The organism is Pseudomonas sp. IT-P100, from assembly GCF_949767185.1.
Taxonomy (GTDB): domain Bacteria; phylum Pseudomonadota; class Gammaproteobacteria; order Pseudomonadales; family Pseudomonadaceae; genus Aquipseudomonas; species Aquipseudomonas fluorescens_B.
In genome coordinates, this window is the sequence record NZ_CATKQK010000058.1 from 202396 (window position 1) to 222340 (window position 19945).

At 59.9% G+C, this 19945-nt stretch carries 16 protein-coding genes and 1 pseudogene; 6 read left to right on the forward strand and 11 right to left on the reverse strand.

The features are described 5' to 3' along the window. Window positions 1-6: 6 nt before the first annotated feature. From selB to fdnG, 6 genes are all read right to left on the reverse strand, one after another. A complete protein-coding gene (gene selB, locus ACM6IQ_RS29065) occupies window positions 7-1914 on the reverse strand; it encodes a selenocysteine-specific translation elongation factor (protein WP_414880510.1) in 1908 nt (635 codons plus the stop codon). Then, window positions 1911-3332 (reverse strand): L-seryl-tRNA(Sec) selenium transferase, encoded by a 1422-nt coding sequence (gene selA / locus ACM6IQ_RS29070; protein ID WP_414880476.1) that lies wholly within the window; start codon window positions 3330-3332, stop codon window positions 1911-1913. The genes selB and selA overlap by 4 nt, the downstream gene beginning before the upstream one ends. A gap of 502 nt (window positions 3333-3834) precedes the next feature. Continuing rightward, a complete protein-coding gene (fdhE, locus tag ACM6IQ_RS29075; protein WP_414880477.1) occupies window positions 3835-4761 on the reverse strand; it encodes a formate dehydrogenase accessory protein FdhE in 927 nt (308 codons plus the stop codon). Window positions 4762-4766: 5 nt separating this feature from the next. After that, window positions 4767-5420 carry a formate dehydrogenase subunit gamma gene (locus tag ACM6IQ_RS29080; RefSeq protein WP_414880478.1) on the reverse strand — a complete coding sequence of 218 codons (654 nt, stop codon included), beginning with the start codon at window positions 5418-5420 and terminating at the stop codon, window positions 4767-4769. Next, a complete protein-coding gene (gene fdxH / locus ACM6IQ_RS29085; RefSeq protein WP_017338788.1) occupies window positions 5417-6352 on the reverse strand; it encodes a formate dehydrogenase subunit beta in 936 nt (311 codons plus the stop codon). Before fdxH ends, ACM6IQ_RS29080 begins: the two co-directional genes overlap by 4 nt. After that, the gene (gene fdnG, locus ACM6IQ_RS29090; RefSeq protein WP_414880479.1) at window positions 6353-9418 is read right to left on the reverse strand and encodes a formate dehydrogenase-N subunit alpha; all 3066 of its coding nucleotides are present in this window, start codon (window positions 9416-9418) and stop codon (window positions 6353-6355) included. 384 nt (window positions 9419-9802) lie between these two features. Here fdnG and ACM6IQ_RS29095 point away from each other — a divergent pair, with 384 nt between their 5' ends. Then, window positions 9803-10957 (forward strand): MalY/PatB family protein, encoded by a 1155-nt coding sequence (locus ACM6IQ_RS29095; protein ID WP_414880480.1) that lies wholly within the window; start codon window positions 9803-9805, stop codon window positions 10955-10957. Between the two features lie 231 nt (window positions 10958-11188). Beyond that, complete coding sequence (locus ACM6IQ_RS29100) at window positions 11189-12046, forward strand: SDR family oxidoreductase (protein WP_017338784.1); 858 nt, start codon at window positions 11189-11191, stop codon at window positions 12044-12046. 194 nt (window positions 12047-12240) lie between these two features. Here ACM6IQ_RS29100 and ACM6IQ_RS29105 read toward each other — a convergent pair whose 3' ends face one another. After that, window positions 12241-12762 (reverse strand): CinA family protein, encoded by a 522-nt coding sequence (locus ACM6IQ_RS29105; protein ID WP_414880481.1) that lies wholly within the window; start codon window positions 12760-12762, stop codon window positions 12241-12243. A gap of 171 nt (window positions 12763-12933) precedes the next feature. On the opposite strand from ACM6IQ_RS29105, the gene ACM6IQ_RS29110 reads away from it, so the two are divergent. Together ACM6IQ_RS29110 and ACM6IQ_RS29115 are read left to right on the forward strand one after the other, a co-directional pair. Further along, entirely contained in the window at window positions 12934-13545 is a 612-nt protein-coding gene (locus ACM6IQ_RS29110; RefSeq protein WP_017338782.1) for a Yip1 family protein, read from the forward strand. Between the two features lie 46 nt (window positions 13546-13591). Beyond that, window positions 13592-14935 (forward strand): cation:proton antiporter, encoded by a 1344-nt coding sequence (locus ACM6IQ_RS29115; protein WP_414880482.1) that lies wholly within the window; start codon window positions 13592-13594, stop codon window positions 14933-14935. Between the two features lie 148 nt (window positions 14936-15083). Here the strand turns inward: ACM6IQ_RS29115 and ACM6IQ_RS29120 are convergent. Beyond that, window positions 15084-15158: pseudogene (locus tag ACM6IQ_RS29120) on the reverse strand (hypothetical protein); the annotation flags it as partial. Between the two features lie 351 nt (window positions 15159-15509). On the opposite strand from ACM6IQ_RS29120, the gene ACM6IQ_RS29125 reads away from it, so the two are divergent. Beyond that, window positions 15510-15986, forward strand: coding sequence for a hemerythrin domain-containing protein (locus ACM6IQ_RS29125; protein ID WP_017338779.1), 477 nt, complete (start codon window positions 15510-15512; stop codon window positions 15984-15986). 57 nt (window positions 15987-16043) lie between these two features. Here the strand turns inward: ACM6IQ_RS29125 and ACM6IQ_RS29130 are convergent, their stop codons facing one another. Next, window positions 16044-16580: a hypothetical protein gene (locus tag ACM6IQ_RS29130; RefSeq protein ID WP_017338778.1), complete on the reverse strand. Its 537-nt coding sequence runs from the start codon at window positions 16578-16580 to the stop codon at window positions 16044-16046. Between the two features lie 83 nt (window positions 16581-16663). Here ACM6IQ_RS29130 and ACM6IQ_RS29135 point away from each other — a divergent pair, with 83 nt between their 5' ends. Beyond that, on the forward strand, window positions 16664-16909 hold the full coding sequence (locus tag ACM6IQ_RS29135; protein ID WP_414880483.1) for a hypothetical protein: 246 nt from the start codon (window positions 16664-16666) through the stop codon (window positions 16907-16909). Window position 16910: 1 nt separating this feature from the next. Here ACM6IQ_RS29135 and ACM6IQ_RS29140 read toward each other — a convergent pair whose 3' ends face one another. Continuing rightward, on the reverse strand, window positions 16911-18830 hold the full coding sequence (locus ACM6IQ_RS29140; protein ID WP_414880484.1) for a PAS domain S-box protein: 1920 nt from the start codon (window positions 18828-18830) through the stop codon (window positions 16911-16913). Between the two features lie 87 nt (window positions 18831-18917). Then, the gene (locus ACM6IQ_RS29145) at window positions 18918-19826 is read right to left on the reverse strand and encodes a zeta toxin family protein (protein ID WP_414880485.1); all 909 of its coding nucleotides are present in this window, start codon (window positions 19824-19826) and stop codon (window positions 18918-18920) included. Window positions 19827-19945: the final 119 nt, after the last annotated feature.

Genomic DNA, 19945 nt, shown 5'->3' on the forward strand with positions numbered 1-19945 from the left:
TTGAAGTCAGTTTTCTGCTCGTTGCGCCAGGGCATTGTCGAGGCGGATATGACGTTTGTCGCCAAAGCGTCGGGTCAGGCCCAGCCGGTCGAAGTATTCGAGAATCTGGATACTGCGCTTGCGCCCCAGGCCCACCGCATCGCGAAACGCCGTGACTTGAATCACCTCGTTTTGCGCCGCCAGTTGCAAGAGCATAGCCGCCATACGACGCAGCATTGCGTCTGTATAAAACAGGTCGCGGACCACTTGATGCACCAGGCTCAGGCGCGCCATCTTGCGCAGCAGCAAGCGCACCGTCACCTCATCGAAACCCAGGTCACGCACCCACGGGGGATCGAATCCGGCCTGTTCGAACAACGGTTGCAAGTGTTGCCACAGGGCTTCGTCCTCCGCGCTCAAGCGTACTTGATGACCGGGCAAGTGCAGCCACGGTCCGCTGGCAGCGAGAGTGCCAGCGGCCAGCAGTTCGTCGATCAGGCTGACGAACGTCGCACGGTCCAGCGCCGTGCCGGCGAACCGGCGCAGGCGATCCCGGTCCGGGCCCATTTGATCCGGTTCCAGTTGATGAAAGCGCGCCAGATGTTCCAGCAGCAATGCTTTTTGCGTTTCCCAGCGCAGTGTGCGGAACAACAGTTGTCCCTGGCGCGTATCGATCAGGCGGACATCCTCGGGTAAATGCCAGGTGCTGCGCGGGCGGTTGAACTGACGTTCCAGACGCTGCGGGTCTAGCCCGGTGTCGCTGTTGGCCAGCAACGCCGGCAAGACCTCTTCCAGATGTGTCGTCGAGGCCAGCGCCTGCAATTGCGCCAGTCGCTCTGGGCTTCGGCGCTGTCGCGATGGCGCGAACGGGTCCAGCACCCGGCCACCGCCGAGGGTGCGCTGAGCGCTTTGGTCACGCAGGATCAAAGGGTCGTCGTGCACCGCCTGCACGGGGGCATTGAGCAGGAGTTGCGCGAACATGCGCTCACCCGGCGCCAGGCTGGAACCCTCCAGTAACGCCACTCGCCCCGTTACGTCCTGAGTCCCGAGGTGCACGTGCACAGGCTGAAAATGTTCGAACGTCCTGGCTTCGCTGATCAACAGATGCAGGTCGATGTCCAGCCGCTGGGTCGGCGCATACAGCCACTCGGCCAGCAGCCAGTGCCCTCGGTGAATCTGCTCCAGTGACAGGCGCTCGGCGCTCAGGTTCAACGCCACTCGCTGGCCCGCCGTGGCGCTGTCGGCTGCCTGATTCTGCGCATGCAGGCCACGCACCCGCACCGGTTTGCCCTGTGGACCGAGCGATAGTGTGTCGCCGACCGCCACCTGCCCGGACAACGCCGTGCCGGTCACCACAATTCCCGCACCAGCGACGCTGAAAGCCCGATCAATTGCCAGGCGAAATCCGCCGAGGGTATGGCGCTGGAGCACTTCTTTTTGCGCATCCAGCAAGGCCTGGCGCAGCGTTTCGATACCCTCGCCGGTCGTGTTCGACAGCGCAATCTGTGGCGCGCCGGCATAAGGACCGGGCGCGAGCAACGCGGCGATCTGTTCGCGCACGGCCTGCACTCTAAAAGTATCGACCCGGTCGCATTTGGTGATCGCAATCAGCGCCCGGGGAATGCCTAACAGTTCGACGATGGCCAGGTGTTCCCGGGTCTGGGGCATGACGCCGTCATCAGCGGCCACCACCAGCAGCGCCAGATCAATGCCTTGCGCTCCAGCCAGCATGTTGTGGGTGAAGCGTTCATGACCGGGCACGTCGATAAAACCGGTCAGGGCCGCGCCGGGTTCGAGCGCCGAATACAGATAACCGAGGTCGATGGTCATGCCTCGGTCACGCTCTTCCCGGCGACGGTCGCCCGCCTGACCGGTCAAGGCCTGCAGCAAGGACGTCTTGCCGTGATCGATGTGCCCTGCGGTGCCGACGATCACCCGGTCACCTGCAGTTGATCGAGCTGCGCCAGCCATGCCGGCTCGTCGTCCAGTTGCCGCAGATCCAGCCACAGCGCGTCATCATCGAGGCGACCGAGCACGGGAATGGCCAGTTTTCTGAACGCAGCCTCCAGCTCAAGCAACCGCCGACCGCGCAGGCGCTTGCTGACCTCCGGTCGCAGGCACAGTGCCGCGCTCGGCAGGCGCGCCACGGGTTGGCTGCCACTGCCGATCATGCCCAGCGATGGCACTGCGCTGACGCGCCAGCCCTCGCCCAACACCCTGGCCAGCGATGGTTGCAGTCGCTCGGCCTGGGCGAAGATGTCTGTCTGCGGGCGGATGAGTAGACGCAAACTCGGCAGGCGTTCCGCCAGGCGATCCGGATCGCGGTAAAGACCCAGCACGGCTTCGAGGGCGGCCAGGGTCAGTTTGTCGACGCGCAACGCCCTTTTCAGGGGGTTCTTCTTGATCTTCACGATCAGGTCTTTGCGACCCACGATCAGCCCGGCCTGCGGGCCACCGAGCAGTTTGTCGCCGCTGAAGGTAACAATGTCTGCACCGTCGAGCAGTGCCTGGCGCACCGTCAGTTCGGCGGGCAAGCCCCAGCGAGTCAAGTCCAGCAGGCTGCCGCTGCCGAGGTCTTCGAGCAGCGGCAAACCGTGTTTGTGCGCCAGCTCCGCCAATTCGGCAGTTGGCACGCTCGTGGTGAAGCCTTGAATGCTGTAGTTGCTGGCATGCACGCGCATCACCAATCCACTGCGCGGGCCGATGGCGGCTTCGTAATCCCTGGCGTGGGTGCGATTGGTGGTGCCGACTTCATGCAGCTTCACCCCGGCCCGGGCCATGATGTCGGGAATGCGGAACGCACCGCCGATTTCGATCAGTTCGCCCCGGGAAATGATCCCTTCCTTGCGCGCGCCCAGGCTGTTGAGCGTCAGCAGCACGGCGGCGGCGTTATTGTTGACCACGGTGACCGCTTCGGCACCGGTCAGTTCGCGGATCAGGCCTTCGATCAGGTCGTCGCGGTCGCCGCGCTTGCCGCTGTGCAGGTCGAATTCCAGGTTGAGCGGATAGCGGGCGGCCATCTGCACCGCGTCAATCGCTTCCTGCGGCAGTAACGCGCGACCAAGGTTGGTGTGCAGCACGGTGCCGGTGAGATTGAATACGCGACGGACATGGCTGCGATGCTGACGGGCAAGGCGTTCGCCAGCCCTGCCCGCCAACGTGTCGGGGGTGATTTCGATGGCGTCGAGTTGCCCTGAAATGACCGGTTCACGCAGGTCATCCAGCAGTTGCCGTAAACTGCCCAGCAGCGCTTCGCGCCCATAGCGCTCGGACAGTGGCTGGCATGCCGGATGGCGCAGCAAACTGTCGATGGAAGGCAATCGCAAGGCCGGGTTGGCGGATCTGGAGGGCATCAGGGGCTCCCGTAAACGGCTGACCGCCTGAGTGTAGTCGCTGGGACTCTTTGCGAGCGGGCTCGCTCCCGCAATGAATTTGCGTATGCCTGACGCTCGTACGATGGCGACCTGACAGCCGACCTTTTTTTTGGACTGAGCGCAGAACCTGCGCTCGGCCTTACGACGGGGCAGATCAAGATCAAAAGCAAAAGCGAGGCAGCCTGATAGCCGGCGTGAAGTTTGTCAGGATCATTGGTGGGAAACACCCGTGTCATGCCCGCCAACAATCCCCTGTGGGAGCTAGCCTGCTAGCGATGATCGTTAACGATAACGCGGGCGATCTGAATCAACGCGGTGGGTTTACACCGCTAGCTCCCACAGGAGATCGGGTTCCGAACGAACGGGGCAAAAACGCTTGGTTAGTTGGCGCTTTTCCAAGTAACCCGCTGTAAGAGCGGAACCATCGGCGGCCGTTACCGAAGAAATGGAGATGTCCCCGAGAGGCCCCTGCAAGAAAGCTTCAATCCCCCCCAGGCGCAAACAAAAGATTCGGCGCCACCCGCTGATACCCTTCCTGCTCCAGGCGCATGTCCAGCATCAGACTGGTCAAATCCCCCGACAGCGCTTCAGCATCAGCATCATTTTCCAGATACAACAATTTCAGATAACTGCGACAACCGGGACAAACCTCGGCGCGCAACGGCGCCTGATTGGCAGCATGGCGATCATCATCAAGACTGACATATTCCAGACCCTTGCTCTGCTCGCAATACACGCATTTGACCCGCACCACATGCCATTCACAGGCACACAGCGAACACACCAGATAGCGCAAGCCGTTGTGCTTGCCGCGATGCCGAATCACCCCGGCCATCGCCGGAGAACCGCAGGCCGGACACTGGCTGAGACTGTCGCCGGGTTTCAAGGCCAGATCAGGCGTGCTCAGTAACCAATGGCTCCAGGCAGCCTGCAACGCGGCGCCCAGAAATGGCACCAACTCCGCCGGCAGCAACGCAAACTGGCCGCTGACCAAAGCAATTGCCCAGGCTTTGAGTTGGCCGACGCTGGCATTTCGCAAACGGGTTAGCGCGCTCTCGACTTCCATTTGCGACGGTGGCCGATAACGCTGCAACAGCGCATGCAGCCAAGGCAACCAACCGTCCTCGCGTACCAGACCGTCGGCAGCAAACGGCGGCAAGCCATGCTGCTGGCAAGCCCGCAGACGTTCGGGGTCCGGCAACGTAGCGACGGGGGGATCGTCCATCAACTGCTGCTGAACACCACACAGGCCTGCCACCAGAAGCAGGTAATTGGCCAAAGGATGCCCCTCAGCCAACCGTTCCAGTCGCTGTGCTCGCAACGCGAACAGGTTGTTCGGCGGCAAGTGCAGGAACGGCGGAGAACTCGCCGCCGCTTCAATCTCGCCAGGCTGAAGAATTGTCGCCAAGGGGCTTATCCTTTTTTGCTGGCCGGCCGTTCGGGGTGTTCATCGCGCGTGACTTCCCGGTACCAGAGCTCATGGTGTTTCCTTGCCCAGGCACGGCTGACCCAGCCATGCACCATGGCGCTGACCGAGCCCTTGATCCAGATACCGGCGTAGATGTGCACGATGATGCTCAACACCAATACAAATCCCGCCAAGGCATGCAGCAACATCGCCCAGCGAATCGAGGTGATGCCGAAATACTCGCTGAAATATGCCCGCCAGATCACCAGCCCGCTGAACAGCAGCACGAGCATGCACAGCAGCAAGGTCCAGAACAGCAACTTCTGCCCCGGGTTGTACTTGCCGATCGGCGGCACGCCCTCCTCCTCGTTCTGGATCACTCGCCCGACGCGGCGCAGCCACAAGCGGTCATTGCTGATAAAGAAGTTCGCCCGAAAGAACTGAATCACCAGCCCCAGGAACAGCACGAACATCACCACACCCATGAACGGATGCAGGATGCGCGTCCATGGCCCGCCGCCGAACAGGTGACTGAGCCAGAACAACGCTGGATGAAACAACGCCAGCCCCGACAACGCCGCCATGAAGAAAAAGATCGCCACCAGCCAGTGATTGGTGCGCTGGTTCGAGGTGTAGCGCAGGATCTGTCTGCGGATCATGGTCTGTCCTCCCCGCGCGGATCGAAGGTGTGCACCGCCGGATCGACTTCATGCACCGCAGGGTCTTTGAGGACCGGAAGTTCGTCTTCCTCGACGATCTGCGGGCCAACGCGCACGTAGTGGAAGAACCCGGCCAACACCGCCAGCCCCATGGCCAGCAAGCCCAAGGGTTTGCTCACGCCTTTCCACAATTCCACCAGCGGACTGATCGTCGGGCTATTCGGCAGACCGGCATAGAGCACCGGCGTGTCGGCGTGATGCAACACATACATGACGTGCGTGCCGCCCACGCCCTCGGGATCGTACAGCCCGGCGTTGGCGAAGCCGCGGCTCTTGAGATCGACGATGCGTTCGGCGGCGTGTTCCTTCATGTCGTCCTTGGTGCCGAACACAATCGCCCCGGTCGGACAGGTTTTCACGCAGGCCGGTTCCAGGCCTACAGCGACCCGGTCCGAGCACAATGTGCACTTGTAGGCCTTGTGATCCTTTTGCGAGATCCGCGGGATGTTGAACGGGCAGCCGGTGATGCAATAACCGCAGCCGATGCAGTGGTCCTGATCGAAATCGACGATACCGTTGGCGTGCTTGATAATCGCCCCCGGACTCGGGCACGCCGCCAGGCAGCCTGGCTCGGCGCAATGCATGCAGCCGTCCTTGCGGATCAGCCATTCGAGGTTGCCAGCGTCGGTTTCGTGCTCGGTGAAGCGCATCAGGGTCCAGGTTTCCGCGCTCAAGTCCTGGGGATTGTCGTAGGTGCCGAGGTTGTGACCGACGTCGTCGCGCAGCTCGTTCCATTCCGAACAGGCGACCTGGCAGGCCTTGCAGCCGATGCACTTGGTGGTGTCGATCAGCTTGGCCACTTCCTCCTGATTGCGCACTGACGGCGAAACCGTCGTGGTGGCCGAGCGGGCAATGATGTCTTGGCTGGCCATTCAGACTTTCTCCACGTTGACCAGGAATGACTTGGATTCCGGGGTCTGGGTGTTGCCATCGCCGAGGAACGGCACCAGGGTATTGGTCAGGTAACCGTGACGCGTGAGCCCGGTAAATCCCCAGTGCAACGGGATGCCGATCTGGTGCACCACCTGATTGTTGACCTGCAGCGGGCGTATCCGCTTGGTCACCACCGCCACCGCTTCGATATGCCCGCGTTTGCTGCTGACCCGCACCCGGTCACCGGCAACGATGCCTTTTTCCTTGGCCAGCACCTCGCCGATCTCGACGAACTGCTCCGGCTGGGAAATGGCGTTGAGCTTGCAATGCTTGCTCCAGAAGTGGAAATGCTCGGTCAGCCGGTAGCTGGTGGCGGCGTACGGGTAATCCTTGGCCACGCCGAGGGAATCCCATACCGAATCGAAGATCCGCGCCGCCGGGTTACTGGTGGCTTTCTTGTTTTCCGGGTGCAGCGGGTTGATGCCAATGGGCGTCTCGAACGGCTCGTAGTGTTCCGGGAACGGGCCTTCGTTCATCTTGTCGACGGCAAAGAACCGCGCCACGCCTTCGGGGTTCATGATGAACGGATTCATCCCGGCTTCCGGTGGCGAGTCGGCCTTGAAGTCCGGCACGTCGGTGCCGCCCCAGACTTTACCGTTCCACCACACCAGGCGTTTTTTCTCGTCCCACGGTTTGCCTAGCGGGTCGGAGGAGGCGCGGTTGTAGAGAATCCGCCGGTTCGCCGGCCAGGCCCAGGCCCAGCCCTGGTGCTGTTTCATGCCATACGGATCGCTGTTGTCGCGCCGGGCCATCTGGTTGCCGGCCTCGGTCCAGCTGCCGCAAAAGATCCAGCAGCCTGACGCGGTGCTGCCGTCGTCCTTGAGTTGACCAAAGCCGGCCAGTTGCGCCTTGCCCTTGATCGCCACACCCGTCGCATCGGTGAAGTCGGTGGTGGCGTAGCCGTTGATCTCCCTGGCCAGCTCTTCCGGCGCCGGTTCGTCGGCAATCCTGTAGGACCACGACAGTTTGAGGATCGGGTCGGGATAAGTGCCGCCATGGGCTTGATAGCGTTGACGCAGGCGCAGGAACAGCTCGCTCATGATCTGCACGTCGGTGCGCGCTTCGCCAGGGCCGTCGGCGCCTTTCCAGTGCCATTGCAGCCAGCGACTGCTGTTGACCAGAGAGCCGTCTTCCTCGGCGAAACAGGTGGTAGGCAGGCGAATCACTTCGGTCTGGATGCCGGCGGTTTCCACATCGTTATACGGCCCGACGTTGCGCCAGAATTCCGAGGTCTCGGTGGACAGCGGGTCCATCACCACCAGCCATTTCAACCTGGCCAGCGCCGCCATCACCCGGTTTTTGTCGGGCAACGCGGCAATCGGGTTGAAGCCCTGGCACATGTAACCGTTGACCTTGCCCTGCCCCATCAGGTCGAACACTTTGAGGATGTCGTAGTTGGGGATGTCGAGTTTCGGCAAATAGTCGTACGCCCAATTGTTCTCGGCCGTAGCGTTGCCGGCGTACCAGGCTTTCATCAGGCTGACGTGGAATTTGCTGTAGTTCTGCCAGTAGGACAGCTGCCCCGGCCGCAATGGTTTTTGCGTGCGTTTGGTGATGTAGGCGTTGTAGTCCTGCTCCGCGTCCTGCGGCAACGTCAGATAGCCCGGCAGCGCATTGGACAGCAGCCCGAGGTCCGTCAACCCCTGGATATTGGAGTGCCCGCGCAAGGCATTGACGCCCCCGCCCGGCATGCCGACGTTGCCCAGCAGCAACTGCACCATGGCGGCGCTGCGAATGATTTGCGAACCGATCGAGTGCTGCGTCCAGCCCAGGGCATAGAGGATCGTCATGGTCTTGCCCGGTTGCGAGCAGGTGGCGATCTCTTCCCAGATCTTTTGCATGGCGTCCACGGGCATGCCGCAAATCTGACTGGCCAGCTCGATGTTGTAGCGGCTGTAATGCTGCTTCATCAATTGATAGACGCAGTGCGGGTCTTGCAGGGTCGGGTCGACCTTGACGAAGCCGTCTTCACCGAGTTCATAACCCCAGCCGGACTTGTCGGTGTACGCGCGTTTGGTCACGTCGTACCCGCTGAAGATTCCATCCTCGAAGCCATACCCGGCTTTGACGATGAACGATACGTCGGTGTAGTTACGCACGTACTCGTGCTGGATCTTGTCCTCGGTCAGCAGGTAATTGATCAGCCCGCCCATGAAGGCGATGTCGGTGCCGGTGCGAATCGGCGCGTAATAGTCGGCCACGGATGCAGTGCGGGTGAATCGCGGGTCGACCACGATCAGCCGCGCGGCATTGTGCGCCTTGGCTTCGGTCACCCATTTGAAACCGCATGGGTGCGCTTCTGCTGCGTTGCCGCCCATCACCAGGATCAGATTCGCGTTGGCGATATCGGTCCAGGTATTGGTCATGGCACCACGGCCGTACGTCGGGGCAAGACTTGCCACCGTCGGGCCGTGTCAGACACGCGCCTGGTTATCAAACCCCAGCATGCCGAGACTGCGAATGACCTTGTGGGTGATGTAACCCGCTTCGTTGGACGCCGTCGAAGCCGCAAGAAAACCAGTGGTCAGCCAGCGGTTCACCGTTTGGCCCTGGGCGTTTTTCTCGATGAAGTTGGCGTCGCGGTCGGCCTTCATCAGGTCGGCGACGCGATCCAGCGCTTCATCCCAGGAAATGCGCGTCCACTCCGTGCTGCCCGGCTTGCGCACCTGCGGATATTGCAGGCGGCCGGGGCTGTGAATGAAATCCAGCAGCCCCGCGCCTTTCGGGCACAGCGTGCCGCGATTGACCGGATGGTCGGCATCGCCTTCGATGTGGATGATGTTTTGCGCGACATTCTTGGCGGCATCGCCCTGGCTGTACATGATCAAGCCGCAGCCTACCGAGCAATACGGGCAGGTGTTGCGGGTTTCATGGGTGTGGGCGAGCTTGAAGTGGCGCACCTGCTCGGCGAAGGCCGGCGCCGGGGCCATGCCCAGCGCGCCCAGGCTCGAGCCTGCAAGGCCGATACCGGCGACCTTGAAGAACTGACGACGGTTGAGATCCATCGTGCACTCCTGATCAGGTGAAGACCCGGTACTTGTGCCGGGTTTTTCGGGGCAATCACGGCGGCGGCAGCGTAGCTACCGACACTTCAAACTCTAGACAATGCAGTCGAAGACTGTGTGAAAACCGACCGCCGGCCCAGGTTTTTCCCCCGTGGGAGAGCCTTTGTGGCGAGGAGTTTATCCCCGTTGGGCTGCGAAGCAGCCCCCTGCATTCTTTCGGTCATACCGGGTTGACAGGATCTACGACGGCTTCGCCGCCGAACGGGGATAAATCCCCTCGCCACAAAACACCTCACCACAAATCCCCTCTCCGCACGGCTCGCTCCCACAGGGGCTTGGCCTTATCATGTCTGCCGAATTAATCCCGGCCTTTATGAGATGAGCATGACTTTCGATTTTGATCAGGTGTTCGACCGCCACAACACCGGCAGCACCAAGTGGAGCCGCTACCCGGCCGAGGTTCTGCCGATGTGGGTCGCCGACATGGACTTCGCCGCGCCGCCGGTGATTATCCAGGCCCTGCAAAAACGTCTGGAGCATCCATTGCTCGGCTACAGCGTGGCGCAGGACGACTTGCGCGACGCCATCGTTGCCGACCTCTGGAACAAATACACCTGGCGCGTCGAGCCGCAGGAACTGATTTTCCTGCCGGGTGTGGAGTCGGGTTTCAACATGGCCCTGAACGCACTGGTGCAACCGCAACAGAACGTCGTGGTCCAGGTTCCGAACTACCCGCCGCTGCGGCATGCCCCCGGCCATTGGGGCCTGAACAAGGTTGAACTGAATTTCGACACACAGGCTGACGGCACCTACATCACGCCGCTCGATACCTTGCGCCAGTCGCTGGCCGGTGGCGGCGCGTTGCTACTGAGCAATCCGCACAACCCGCTGGGCAAGGCGTTCCCACGGAACGAACTGCAAGCGGTGGCAGACATCTGCCGCGAACAGGACGCCTGGATCATCTCCGACGAAATCCACGCCGAACTGTGCTTCGACGGGCGCAAACATGTTCCCACCGCGTCGTTGAGCCCTGAAATCGCCCGGCGCACCATTACGCTGATGTCGGCGAGCAAGGCCTACAACATCGCCGGCCTGAAGACCTCGTTCATGATCATTCAGGACCGGGCTTTGCGTGAGCGAGTCAACCACGCCCGTTGCGGCATGGTCGATAGCGTCAACCCGCTGGGTATGGAAGCGACACGCGTGGCTTATACCGAAGCCGGGCCGTGGCTGACCGAGCTGGTGGGTTACCTGCAAGCCAACCGCGATTACCTGGTCGATGCCGTTCGCACCCGGCTGCCGGGCGTCACCATGAACGTACCGCAGAGCACTTATCTGGCGTGGCTCGATTGCTCGGCGCTGGGTCTGGATAATCCGCAGCAATTCTTCCTTGAACAGGCGAAGGTCGGGCTCAGCCCAGGCCTGGATTTTGGCGATGACTGCAAACAGTTCGTCCGCCTGAATTTCGGTTGTCCGCGCGCGATGCTGGAAGAAGGGATTGCGCGGATGGAGCGCAGCCTGATCAATCTCAAGGCCTGATTCCATCTGAAGGTAAAGACAATCCCCCCCGTGGGAGCTAGCCTGCTAGCGATGGCGGAGTGTCAGTCGACATAGACGCTGACTGATCCGACGCCATCGCTAGCAGGCTAGCTCCCGCAGGAGGTCGGGTTGATTTGAAGGTTTCAGCAACCGTCCGAAATCCAACCGAACTCAAGACAAAAGAGCGGGGTCCACCCTTTGACTCTTCTGCCTTGAGAACGGAGATTTCCGATGACTGACTATCCAAAACCACCTTTCAAGAAGCAGGGCCAGCCGGTCCCCGGCTCCCAGAAGAAAATGGACCCGTATCCGGATTGTGGCGAGCAGAGCTACAAAGGCTCCGGCCGCCTGGACGGCAAAATTGCCCTGATCACCGGAGCCGACAGCGGGATCGGCCGCGCAGTCGCGATCGCCTTCGCCCGTGAAGGCGCGGACGTCGCCGTGGCCTACCTCAACGAACATGAAGATGCGCAGGAAACCGCGCGCTGGGTCGAACAGGCCGGGCGTCAGTGCGTGTTGCTGCCCGGCGACATCGCGCACAAAGCGCAATGCCAGGCGCTGGTCGACAAAACCGTCGAGCGTTTTGGCCGTATCGACATTCTGGTCAACAACGCCGCGTTCCAGATGACCCACGAAAACTTCGAGGACATCCCGGACGAAGAATGGGTGATGACCTTCGACGTCAACATCACCGCCATCTTCCGGATCTGCCAGGCGGCGCTGAAGCACATGAAACCCGGCAGTTCGATCATCAACACCAGCTCGGTCAATTCGGACATGCCCAAGCCGACGCTCCTTCCCTACGCCACGACCAAGGGCGCGATTGCCAATTTCACAGCCGGCCTGGCGCAAATGCTGGGGCCGAAAAACATCCGGGTGAACTGCGTGGCGCCGGGGCCCATCTGGACACCGTTGATCGTCTCGACCATGCCGGATGAGGAAGTGCAGAATTTTGGCGGGCAGACACCCCTGGGACGGCCGGGACAACCGGTAGAAGTGGCGCCGATTTATGTGCTGCTGGCGTCGGATGAGGCCAGCTACATCACCGGTCAGCGCTATGGGATTACCGGTGGCAAACCGATGCTTTGAAGGAACAACATGGTGCTTGCTCGCGCTTGAGTGCGCTGCGCTTACAAAAATGGCATTGGATGTCGGATTTGGGGGCTGCTTCGCAGCCCAGCGGGAGCAAGCTCCCTCGCCACACAAGCGGCTCAGGGCGCGACAGCTCGGCATCAATCGCAATCAACGTGACGATGACCGGCATCGAATTGGTCAGGGAACACTCATCGCTCACGACTTTCTCCTGCCCCTCGCTCACCGGCCAACGCACGCCGATGGAAGTCCGGCAGCAGCTTCAAGGCATGTTCTGCGGCCATCAGTTGCACCTGAGTCCGAGTGCCGAAAAACCGCTCCTGCTGACTGAAGACGCTGCGCCCATGACGGGTCTGATAGGCCCAGGCAAAACAAATGGTGCCGGCCGGTATGCCATCGACGTCTTCCGGACCAAGGATGCCGGTGGTCGCCACGGCAACATTGGCGGTGCTGTCGCGCAGTGCCCCTTCTGCCATTTCCCGGGCGACTTCACAACTGGTCAGGTTGAACGTTTCGATCGTCGAAGGGCTGACGTTGAGCAAACGTTGTTTCGCTTCGGGGGAATAGACCACGTAGCCGCTCTCGATCAACTCACCGCTGTGCGGCACCTCCGCCAGAAGCGTGACGATTTTTCCGGCGGTACAGGACTCTGCAGTGGTCAGCAGCAAATCGTTCTGACGCAAATACTCGACCACGGAGTGGCTGACGCTCATGGCAATTCTCCCGACAGAGAGCTGCTCGGTTGACCTTCCCCGCGAGCAAACATTCCCTCTATCGGAACACTCCACGGCGGCGGCCAGAAAAAGTGAACCCCTGACAATGCGCGCCCCTCAATACGTTTAGGGGACCCTGTCACGGGGCCGCCCCCCGATCAGGAGGTCGTCATGTCCGCACCTATCGTCAAACTGTTTACCCAACCGAATTTCGCGTGGACGGATATCCGCAAGGAAGAGGAAGCCCACCCGCGCCACTACCTCGCTCATTTGTTGCTGCTCGCCTTGATCCCTGCCGTGTGCCTGTTTATCGGGACCACCTACGTCGGATGGAGCCTGGCCGAAAACGAAACGGTGAAGCTCAGCAGCAGTAGCGCGCTGCAATTATGCGTGCTGCTTTACGTGACCATTGTCGCCGGCGTGGCGCTGATGGGGCTGTTCATACGCTGGATGTCCCGTACGTTCGATGCCCGGCCGACGGTCAACCAGTGCATCGGTTTTGCCGCGTATACCGTCACCCCGTTTTTCCTTGCAGGCTTTGCCGGTCTGTACCCGAGTCGTTGGCTGGCGATCGCCGTGCTCGGGGCGGCCTCGATCTACTCGACGTTTTTGCTGTTTGTCGGCATGCCGACCTTCATGCACGAACGCAAGGAACAGGGCTTGCTGAATGCCGCCTGCGTGTGGGGTGTCGGGTTGTTGGTGCTAGTCACTGTCCTGGTGGAAATGATCCTGGTGTGGTTCAACGTACTGACACCTGAATACCTGCGCGCGACTGTCGGTTGATCGCCCACGGCCCAACATCGCAACACCTGTCCAGCGAGTACAGCGCATGAGCTTCATTCTCTGGGTGGCGGTATTGGGTGCGGTGCTGCTGACACTGGCGTTGACGTCGTCGTACCTGCGCTGGATGCCGGTGACCACCTCGGCGGTGTGCCTGATGCTGGGGATCGCTATCGGGCCGGCAGCACTCGGCCTGTTGAAGCTGGACATGAACGACGCCTCGACCTGGATGGAGCACCTGACGGAAGTCGCGGTGCTCTTTTCGTTGTTTGTGTGCGGCCTGAAATTGCGCTCGCCCTTCAAGGACAAAAACTGGCGCATCGCCGTGGGACTGGCTGGCCCGGTGATGGTGTTGACCATTACCGGCGTGTCGCTGCTGCTGCACTACGGTTTCGAATTGTCCTGGGGCGCGGCCGTGTTGATTGGGTCGATACTGGCACCCACCGACCCGGTTCTCGCCGCGCTGGTGCAAGTCAACGACGCCCGGGATGACGACAGTGTGCGATTCGGCCTCTCCGGTGAAGCGGGGCTCAACGACGGTATTGCCTTTCCGTTCGTGATCCTCGGGTTGCTGTTGTTGCAGCACGACGGCAACCCCGGCTGGCTGGGCGACTGGGCGTTGCGCAGCCTGCTTTGGGCCGTCCCTGCCGGCTTGCTCACGGGGTATGCGATGGGGCGCGGCATTGGTCGCCTGACGTTGGTACTGCGGATCAAAAATGACGACAGTACTCTTTCCCCCAACGACTACCTGGCCCTCGCGCTGATCGCCCTGGCGTACGTCGCTGCCGAATCGATTCATGGCTACGGCTTTTTGTCCGTGTTCGCCGCGGGCCTGGGGCTCCGCCATGTGGAAGTCCAATCCACCGGCGACGACGAACTGCCCGCCGAGCATCGAGTTCAGCCGGTGGTCGGCCATCAGAATGTCGAACCGCACCAGGCCGTTCATGGCGACACCGAAGGTCTTGAAGACACGCAGGTCGCCGCCGGTATCATGATGGGCGACATGCTCGCCTTCGGCGGTCTGGTCGAACGCGCCATGGAAGTGTTTCTAGTGACGCTGCTTGGTGTCGTGCTGATTGGGCACTGGGACTGGCGAGCGCTGCTGATCGGCGGCGTGTTGTTTTGCCTGATCCGGCCGCTGAGCGTCGCCGCCCTGCCCTGGCGTGGATTGCTGGACGGGCGCCAGCGCCTGTTGATCGGCTGGTTCGGCATTCGCGGCATCGGTAGCCTGTATTACCTTTTCTATGCCCTTAACCATGGGCTCGCGCCTTCAATCGCAGCTATTTGCACTGACCTCACGTTGTCGGTGGTTGCGCTGAGCATCCTCATCCATGGCATCAGCACGCAACCGATGCTGGCGTGGTACGAGCATCGCAAAAAACAAAAGACTTGAGCTAAAGCGAGCAGTCGGAGCAAACCGGTGTGGCTAGGGAGCTTGCTCCCTCGACACATAAACCCGCGTTCACAACGGGGCGAATCTAGAGTGCCGGTATCGGGGTGGTTTCCAGGTTCTCGGTCAGCGGTACATCACTGGAACCGGGTTGCTCGGCACCGAGCATTTTTGCGCAGGCCGCACTCAACAAACCCACCGGTCCGGCGCCATAGATCGCAATGCTTCAACCCGGGCTGCATCCTCGCTGTTCGATAAAGAAAGGCATCGGTGTCTGTATTAAGGGAGCGAGGGTTCACGGCGAGTTCAGTTGCGTGAGTGGCGAATCTGATCAGTGGTCGCACTGAAAAAACCGGGCGGATTGCGCTGTAAAAAGAAAGCCGCGAACTGCATGAGTCAAAATCCGGACTCATGCAGCCTGCATGACTACAGTTCGCCATCAGCGACTTCAAGCTATTGATTTTAAAGGTACTTGTTTCAATGGCCAGTCGGCACGACAAATGCTCCAGGACTATGAGCGACCTTCGGCCTTGAGACCGTTTGCGCTCATCCCCGTGACTATTCGAGAGAATCGACCATGAACGCCATTGACCTTTTGCAAGCCGACCATGAACGCGTAAAGGGCATCCTGACCCAACTGAGCGAAACCACTGAACGCGGAATAAAGAAACGCACCGAGCTGCTGGCCAAGCTTGAAATGGAGATCACTATACATACCCGTCTCGAAGAGGAAGTCTTGTACCCCGCGTATAAAAAAGCGGGCGGCAAGGAACAGGACGTCATGTATTACGAAGCCAAGGAAGAACACCGCACCGTTGACTCGCTGGTGCTGCCTGACTTGAAAGTCACCGATCCGTCCTCTGTGGAGTTCGCCGGCCGCGTGAAAGTGGTCAAGGAGCTGTTGGAACACCACATCGAAGAGGAAGAAACGGAAATGTTTCCTCAGGCCAAAAAACTGCTGGGCAAAGCCACCCTCGAAGAATTGGGGGCGCAAATGGAGAGTCTTAAGGCTCAGTACAAGAAAGAAATGAGTGCAGCCAATCTGGCAGCCTGATCAAAGTGACAGGCAAAAAAAGGCCCGACGCTTGCCGGGCCTTTTTACTTTTGCGTCTTATGCGCCAGGATTGGTCACTTGGATAAAAACCGCGTAACTGCCCAGCAATACCCAGAACGTGGCAAAAATCCAGGGTGTGCGCACCGAGAACAACAGCGACTTGCGATAGCCCTTGTGGGAGGACTCCATTTCGCTGAACAACGGCGACTCGTCGTAAGCGAGTCCCATCAGGGGTTCGCTGCGCAGCAGTTCACTCTGCTTGAAGTGCCAGTGATCGATGATGTCATACGCCGCGCGAATGCCCGGCCAGGCGTTGAGTGAACTGAGCAGCCCCAGCAGCGCCAGAAACGGCGGCACCACCAGGGTGAAGAGTTTGCCCCACTCGGGATTAAGGTTGGACATGCACGATGCGAAGGCAATCACCAGAAACGATTGCGCCGCGAGGTAGGCATCGGTGCGATTGGCCAGAATGCTGGTTTCGTACTGGATTTCCCGGCGGTAGAAATCCAGACGTTCCTTGGGCGAGCCGAACATCTTGGCGTTGTGTTCGGTCAAGGCTTCTTCGGCTGGGGTTTCAGTCAGTATTCTTGGCAAGGGAGTCACACACAGAATGGAAAACCTTTAGAAGAAACGCCTACTGACAAGTTCAGCTGGATTGAAACTGCAAGGGGTCTGCAATGGACGATCTTGATTGGGTGCAATGGCCAGCAATGCTGGTCACGGTGCTGGCGGCCTGGCTGATCGGTTCACGAAACCCCAGGCGCCGGGTCTGGGGGTTCATCTGTTTTATCCTCAGCAACATTTTATGGGTGATCTGGGGCTATCACACTCAGGCCTACGCGTTAATCGTGTTGCAATTTTGCCTGTGTGCCATGAACTTGCGCGGGTTCAAAAAGAACGCAGGCTCCGCGACCGGACAATGAGTCATTTCATCGTCGAGGCAATGACCTCCACCAGATTCAGCTGAGTAAATGGTTTCGACAGGCGCGGGAGTCTGGTCGCAAAGCCTTCCAGCCGCTCCGCGTAACCCGTGGCGAGGATGATCGGCAGGTCCGGTTTGACGCTTCGGATTGCCTGCGCCAGTTGCGCGCCATCCATTTGTGGCATGGCCATGTCGGTAATGACCAGATCGATGGTCTGCTCGCTGTCGAACACCTTCAGCGCTTGAGCCCCGGAGACTGCACTGATCACCCGATGCCCCAAATCTTCGAGCAACAGGCAAGTACTGGTCAGCACCAGATTGTCGTCGTCCACCACCAGCACGCACAGGCGCGGCACCGGCAGCGCGGCGTCCTCCTGGGCAGGCTTGGCAGCCAAACCGTTTGTGGCGACGGGTATCCACAGTTCGGCCGTGGTTCCCTTGTCCTCTTGGCTTTTCAGAATGAATCGCCCGCCCAATTGTTCGATGAAGCCATGCACCATCGACAATCCCAGCCCCGTGCCTTTGCCCACCCCCTTGGTGGTGAAGAACGGGTCCATCGCCGTGGAAAGAGTGGCGTCATCCATGCCCTCCCCCGTATCAACGACGCTCAGGCAGACATAGCGGCCTGACTTTGGCGCGAGCGAAGAGTGATCCCCGGCCTCTTCAGACTTGGCGCTGATCAGGATTTTCCCGCCGTGGGGCATTGCATCCCGGGCGTTGGTCACCAGGTTCAGGACCGCCAGTTCGAGCTGGTTGACGTCGGCCAGCACAGGTTCGAGCGCTTGCGAAAAGCGGGTTTCGAGCACCACGGAAGGCCCGAGGGAACTGCGCAACAGTCCGGTAATGCCCTCCACCAACATCGGGATGTCGACAGGCTCGGTCTTCAGTTCCTGGCGCCTGGCAAAGGCCAGCATGCGTTGGGTCAGCGAAACTCCGCGCTGGGCACCCTGAGTGGCGTTGTCCAGCAACCGGGTGATTTTCGGATCGTCCCCCACGCGCTTGCGGACGATTTCCAGATTGCCGAGGATCACTGTCAGCAGGTTATTGAAGTCATGGGCAATGCCTCCGCTGAGTTGCCCGATGGCCTGCATCTTTTGCGCCTGAAAGAGCGCCTCGCGGGTTTGTTCCAGGGCTTGCTGGGCGTGGGTCGCTTCGGTGATATCACGGGTGATCTTGGCGAAACCGAGCAACGTGCCGGTTTCGCCCCAGATCGGATCGACCACGACATGCGCCAGGAACCGTGTGCCGTCCTTGCGCAGCCGCCAGCCCTTGTTTTCGAATCGCCCCTCACGTACCGCAATGTCCAGCGTGCGCTTCGGTTCGCCGGCTTCGCGATCTTCCGGGGTGTAGAACATCGAAAAATGCTGGCCGATGACTTCTTCGGGCAGGTACCCCTTGATGCGCTGGGCACCAGGGTTCCAGTTGGTCAGGCGTCCATCGGCGTCGAGCATGTAGATGGCGTAGTCCGTGACGCTTTGAACCAGTAGCCGGAACTGCTGCTCGCTTTGTTTGAGGACTTCTTCGGCCATCTTGCGGTCGGTCAGGTCCCGGGTGATCTTGGCAAATCCCAACAAGGTGCCCGCCGCATCGAAAATCGGATCGATCACTACATGGCACCAGAAATGCGTACCGTCCTTGCGAACCCGCCAGCCTTCGCCCTCGAACCGCCCCTCGCGGATCGCCGTGTCCAGCGCCCGTTGGGGCATTCCTTTGAGGCGATCCTCTTCGGTGTAGAAACGCGAGAAATGCTGGCCGAGAATCTCGGCTTCCTCATACCCCTTGAAGCGCTTGGCGCCAGCATTCCAGCTGGTAATGATGCCGTCGGGATCAATCATGTAGATCGCGTAGTCAATCACCGCGTCGATCAACAGGCGAAAACGCCCGTCCTCGATGGTGCTGGCCTTGGTTCGATCTTCGCTCATTGAGCCCTCACGTCAGGAATGTTTTTTGGAGTATGGGACAAATCAGGATGGTACGAAGCCGGCAATAAGACGCTTGCCTCCCCGAAGCTATCGATACACGTACCTGACGAGGTAGGCGTACAAGTCGTTATAGACAAATTGTGGGACGTCCGCGGCATGGGTAGAGGCTTTGAGCAATGCCAAATGGCATTCTTTAATTATTTCGTTGCGATCGTTTCTTGCGAAGACGAGGTTCTGAATAATGTTGGAGTAGATGCTATAGGTAAAATTCATCCCGGTAGTCGTTGTGGTGACGGAACCATCATTGTTTTTGATATAGGCGCTATGTGCACGAAGGATACGTTCGTTCAACGCTCCGAATCCACGCTCATAGACAAACATTTGCGAACCGCTGACCGCTTTTGCCGCCGTTTCGAAGGCCAGGATGATCGCTTGCGAAAGGCCTGTGCTGATATCCAGCTTCTCCGCCGTGAGAAATCTTTCCAGGTCCTGCACTTCCAGGCTCTTTAGCCCCCGTTTAATGCTCGATACATGAGCGAATTCTTGAGTGCAGCCAACAATGTGAGTCTCGAACTGATACCCGGCAGCGGTCGCCAACGGCGGAAAGGCAGCGAAATCCAGGCTGTCGAAGGCGCTTTCCATGATGATGTTGTATTTACTGTCGAACGCCTGCGCAAAGATCTTTGCGCAGACTTCCCGAACAAACTCCTCAGTGTGCTCGTAAGCATGCAAAACGCCCTTTTTGATTATCTGCGCGTACTGAGGGTGCTTTTTCCTGTACTCGGTCAGGTACAGGCGCACGTAGTTTTTATAGCGGCCAGTAGGCAGCAGGCTCTTTTCCAGCAAGTACGTTTTGCCTGACGCCTCGATCCCAGCCACGACCAGCATTTTGGGTACAGCTTCGACGGTGATACCGCTGAAAATCGTCGCGATGATTTCATCGAATGCCTGCGTGACCTGGTCGGGGGTGTACTCATACATTTTTGCTTCTGACATGCCTTGATTTCCTTATCAAAGTCGGGCTTGAAAGTGATGGCTTGCCGAATCAATAAAGCGTGTACTCACCCATTGTTCAAACGGTGAGAGCTTTCAAGGTATGTCGATGTTTTTTTGGG

Bases quoted from the DNA above. Each gene is read 5' to 3' on its own strand.
- selA (WP_414880476.1), bottom strand. From the start codon at position 3,332: ATGCCCTCCAGATCCGCCAACCCGGCCTTGCGATTGCCTTCCATCGAC.
- ACM6IQ_RS29080 (WP_414880478.1), bottom strand. From the start codon at position 5,420: ATGATCCGCAGACAGATCCTGCGCTACACCTCGAACCAGCGCACCAAT.
- fdxH (WP_017338788.1), bottom strand. From the start codon at position 6,352: ATGGCCAGCCAAGACATCATTGCCCGCTCGGCCACCACGACGGTTTCG.
- ACM6IQ_RS29095 (WP_414880480.1), top strand. From the start codon at position 9,803: ATGACTTTCGATTTTGATCAGGTGTTCGACCGCCACAACACCGGCAGC.
- ACM6IQ_RS29100 (WP_017338784.1), top strand. From the start codon at position 11,189: ATGACTGACTATCCAAAACCACCTTTCAAGAAGCAGGGCCAGCCGGTC.
- ACM6IQ_RS29105 (WP_414880481.1), bottom strand. From the start codon at position 12,762: ATGAGCGTCAGCCACTCCGTGGTCGAGTATTTGCGTCAGAACGATTTG.
- ACM6IQ_RS29110 (WP_017338782.1), top strand. From the start codon at position 12,934: ATGTCCGCACCTATCGTCAAACTGTTTACCCAACCGAATTTCGCGTGG.
- ACM6IQ_RS29115 (WP_414880482.1), top strand. From the start codon at position 13,592: ATGAGCTTCATTCTCTGGGTGGCGGTATTGGGTGCGGTGCTGCTGACA.
- ACM6IQ_RS29125 (WP_017338779.1), top strand. From the start codon at position 15,510: ATGAACGCCATTGACCTTTTGCAAGCCGACCATGAACGCGTAAAGGGC.
- ACM6IQ_RS29135 (WP_414880483.1), top strand. From the start codon at position 16,664: ATGGACGATCTTGATTGGGTGCAATGGCCAGCAATGCTGGTCACGGTG.
- ACM6IQ_RS29140 (WP_414880484.1), bottom strand. From the start codon at position 18,830: ATGAGCGAAGATCGAACCAAGGCCAGCACCATCGAGGACGGGCGTTTT.
- ACM6IQ_RS29145 (WP_414880485.1), bottom strand. From the start codon at position 19,826: ATGTCAGAAGCAAAAATGTATGAGTACACCCCCGACCAGGTCACGCAG.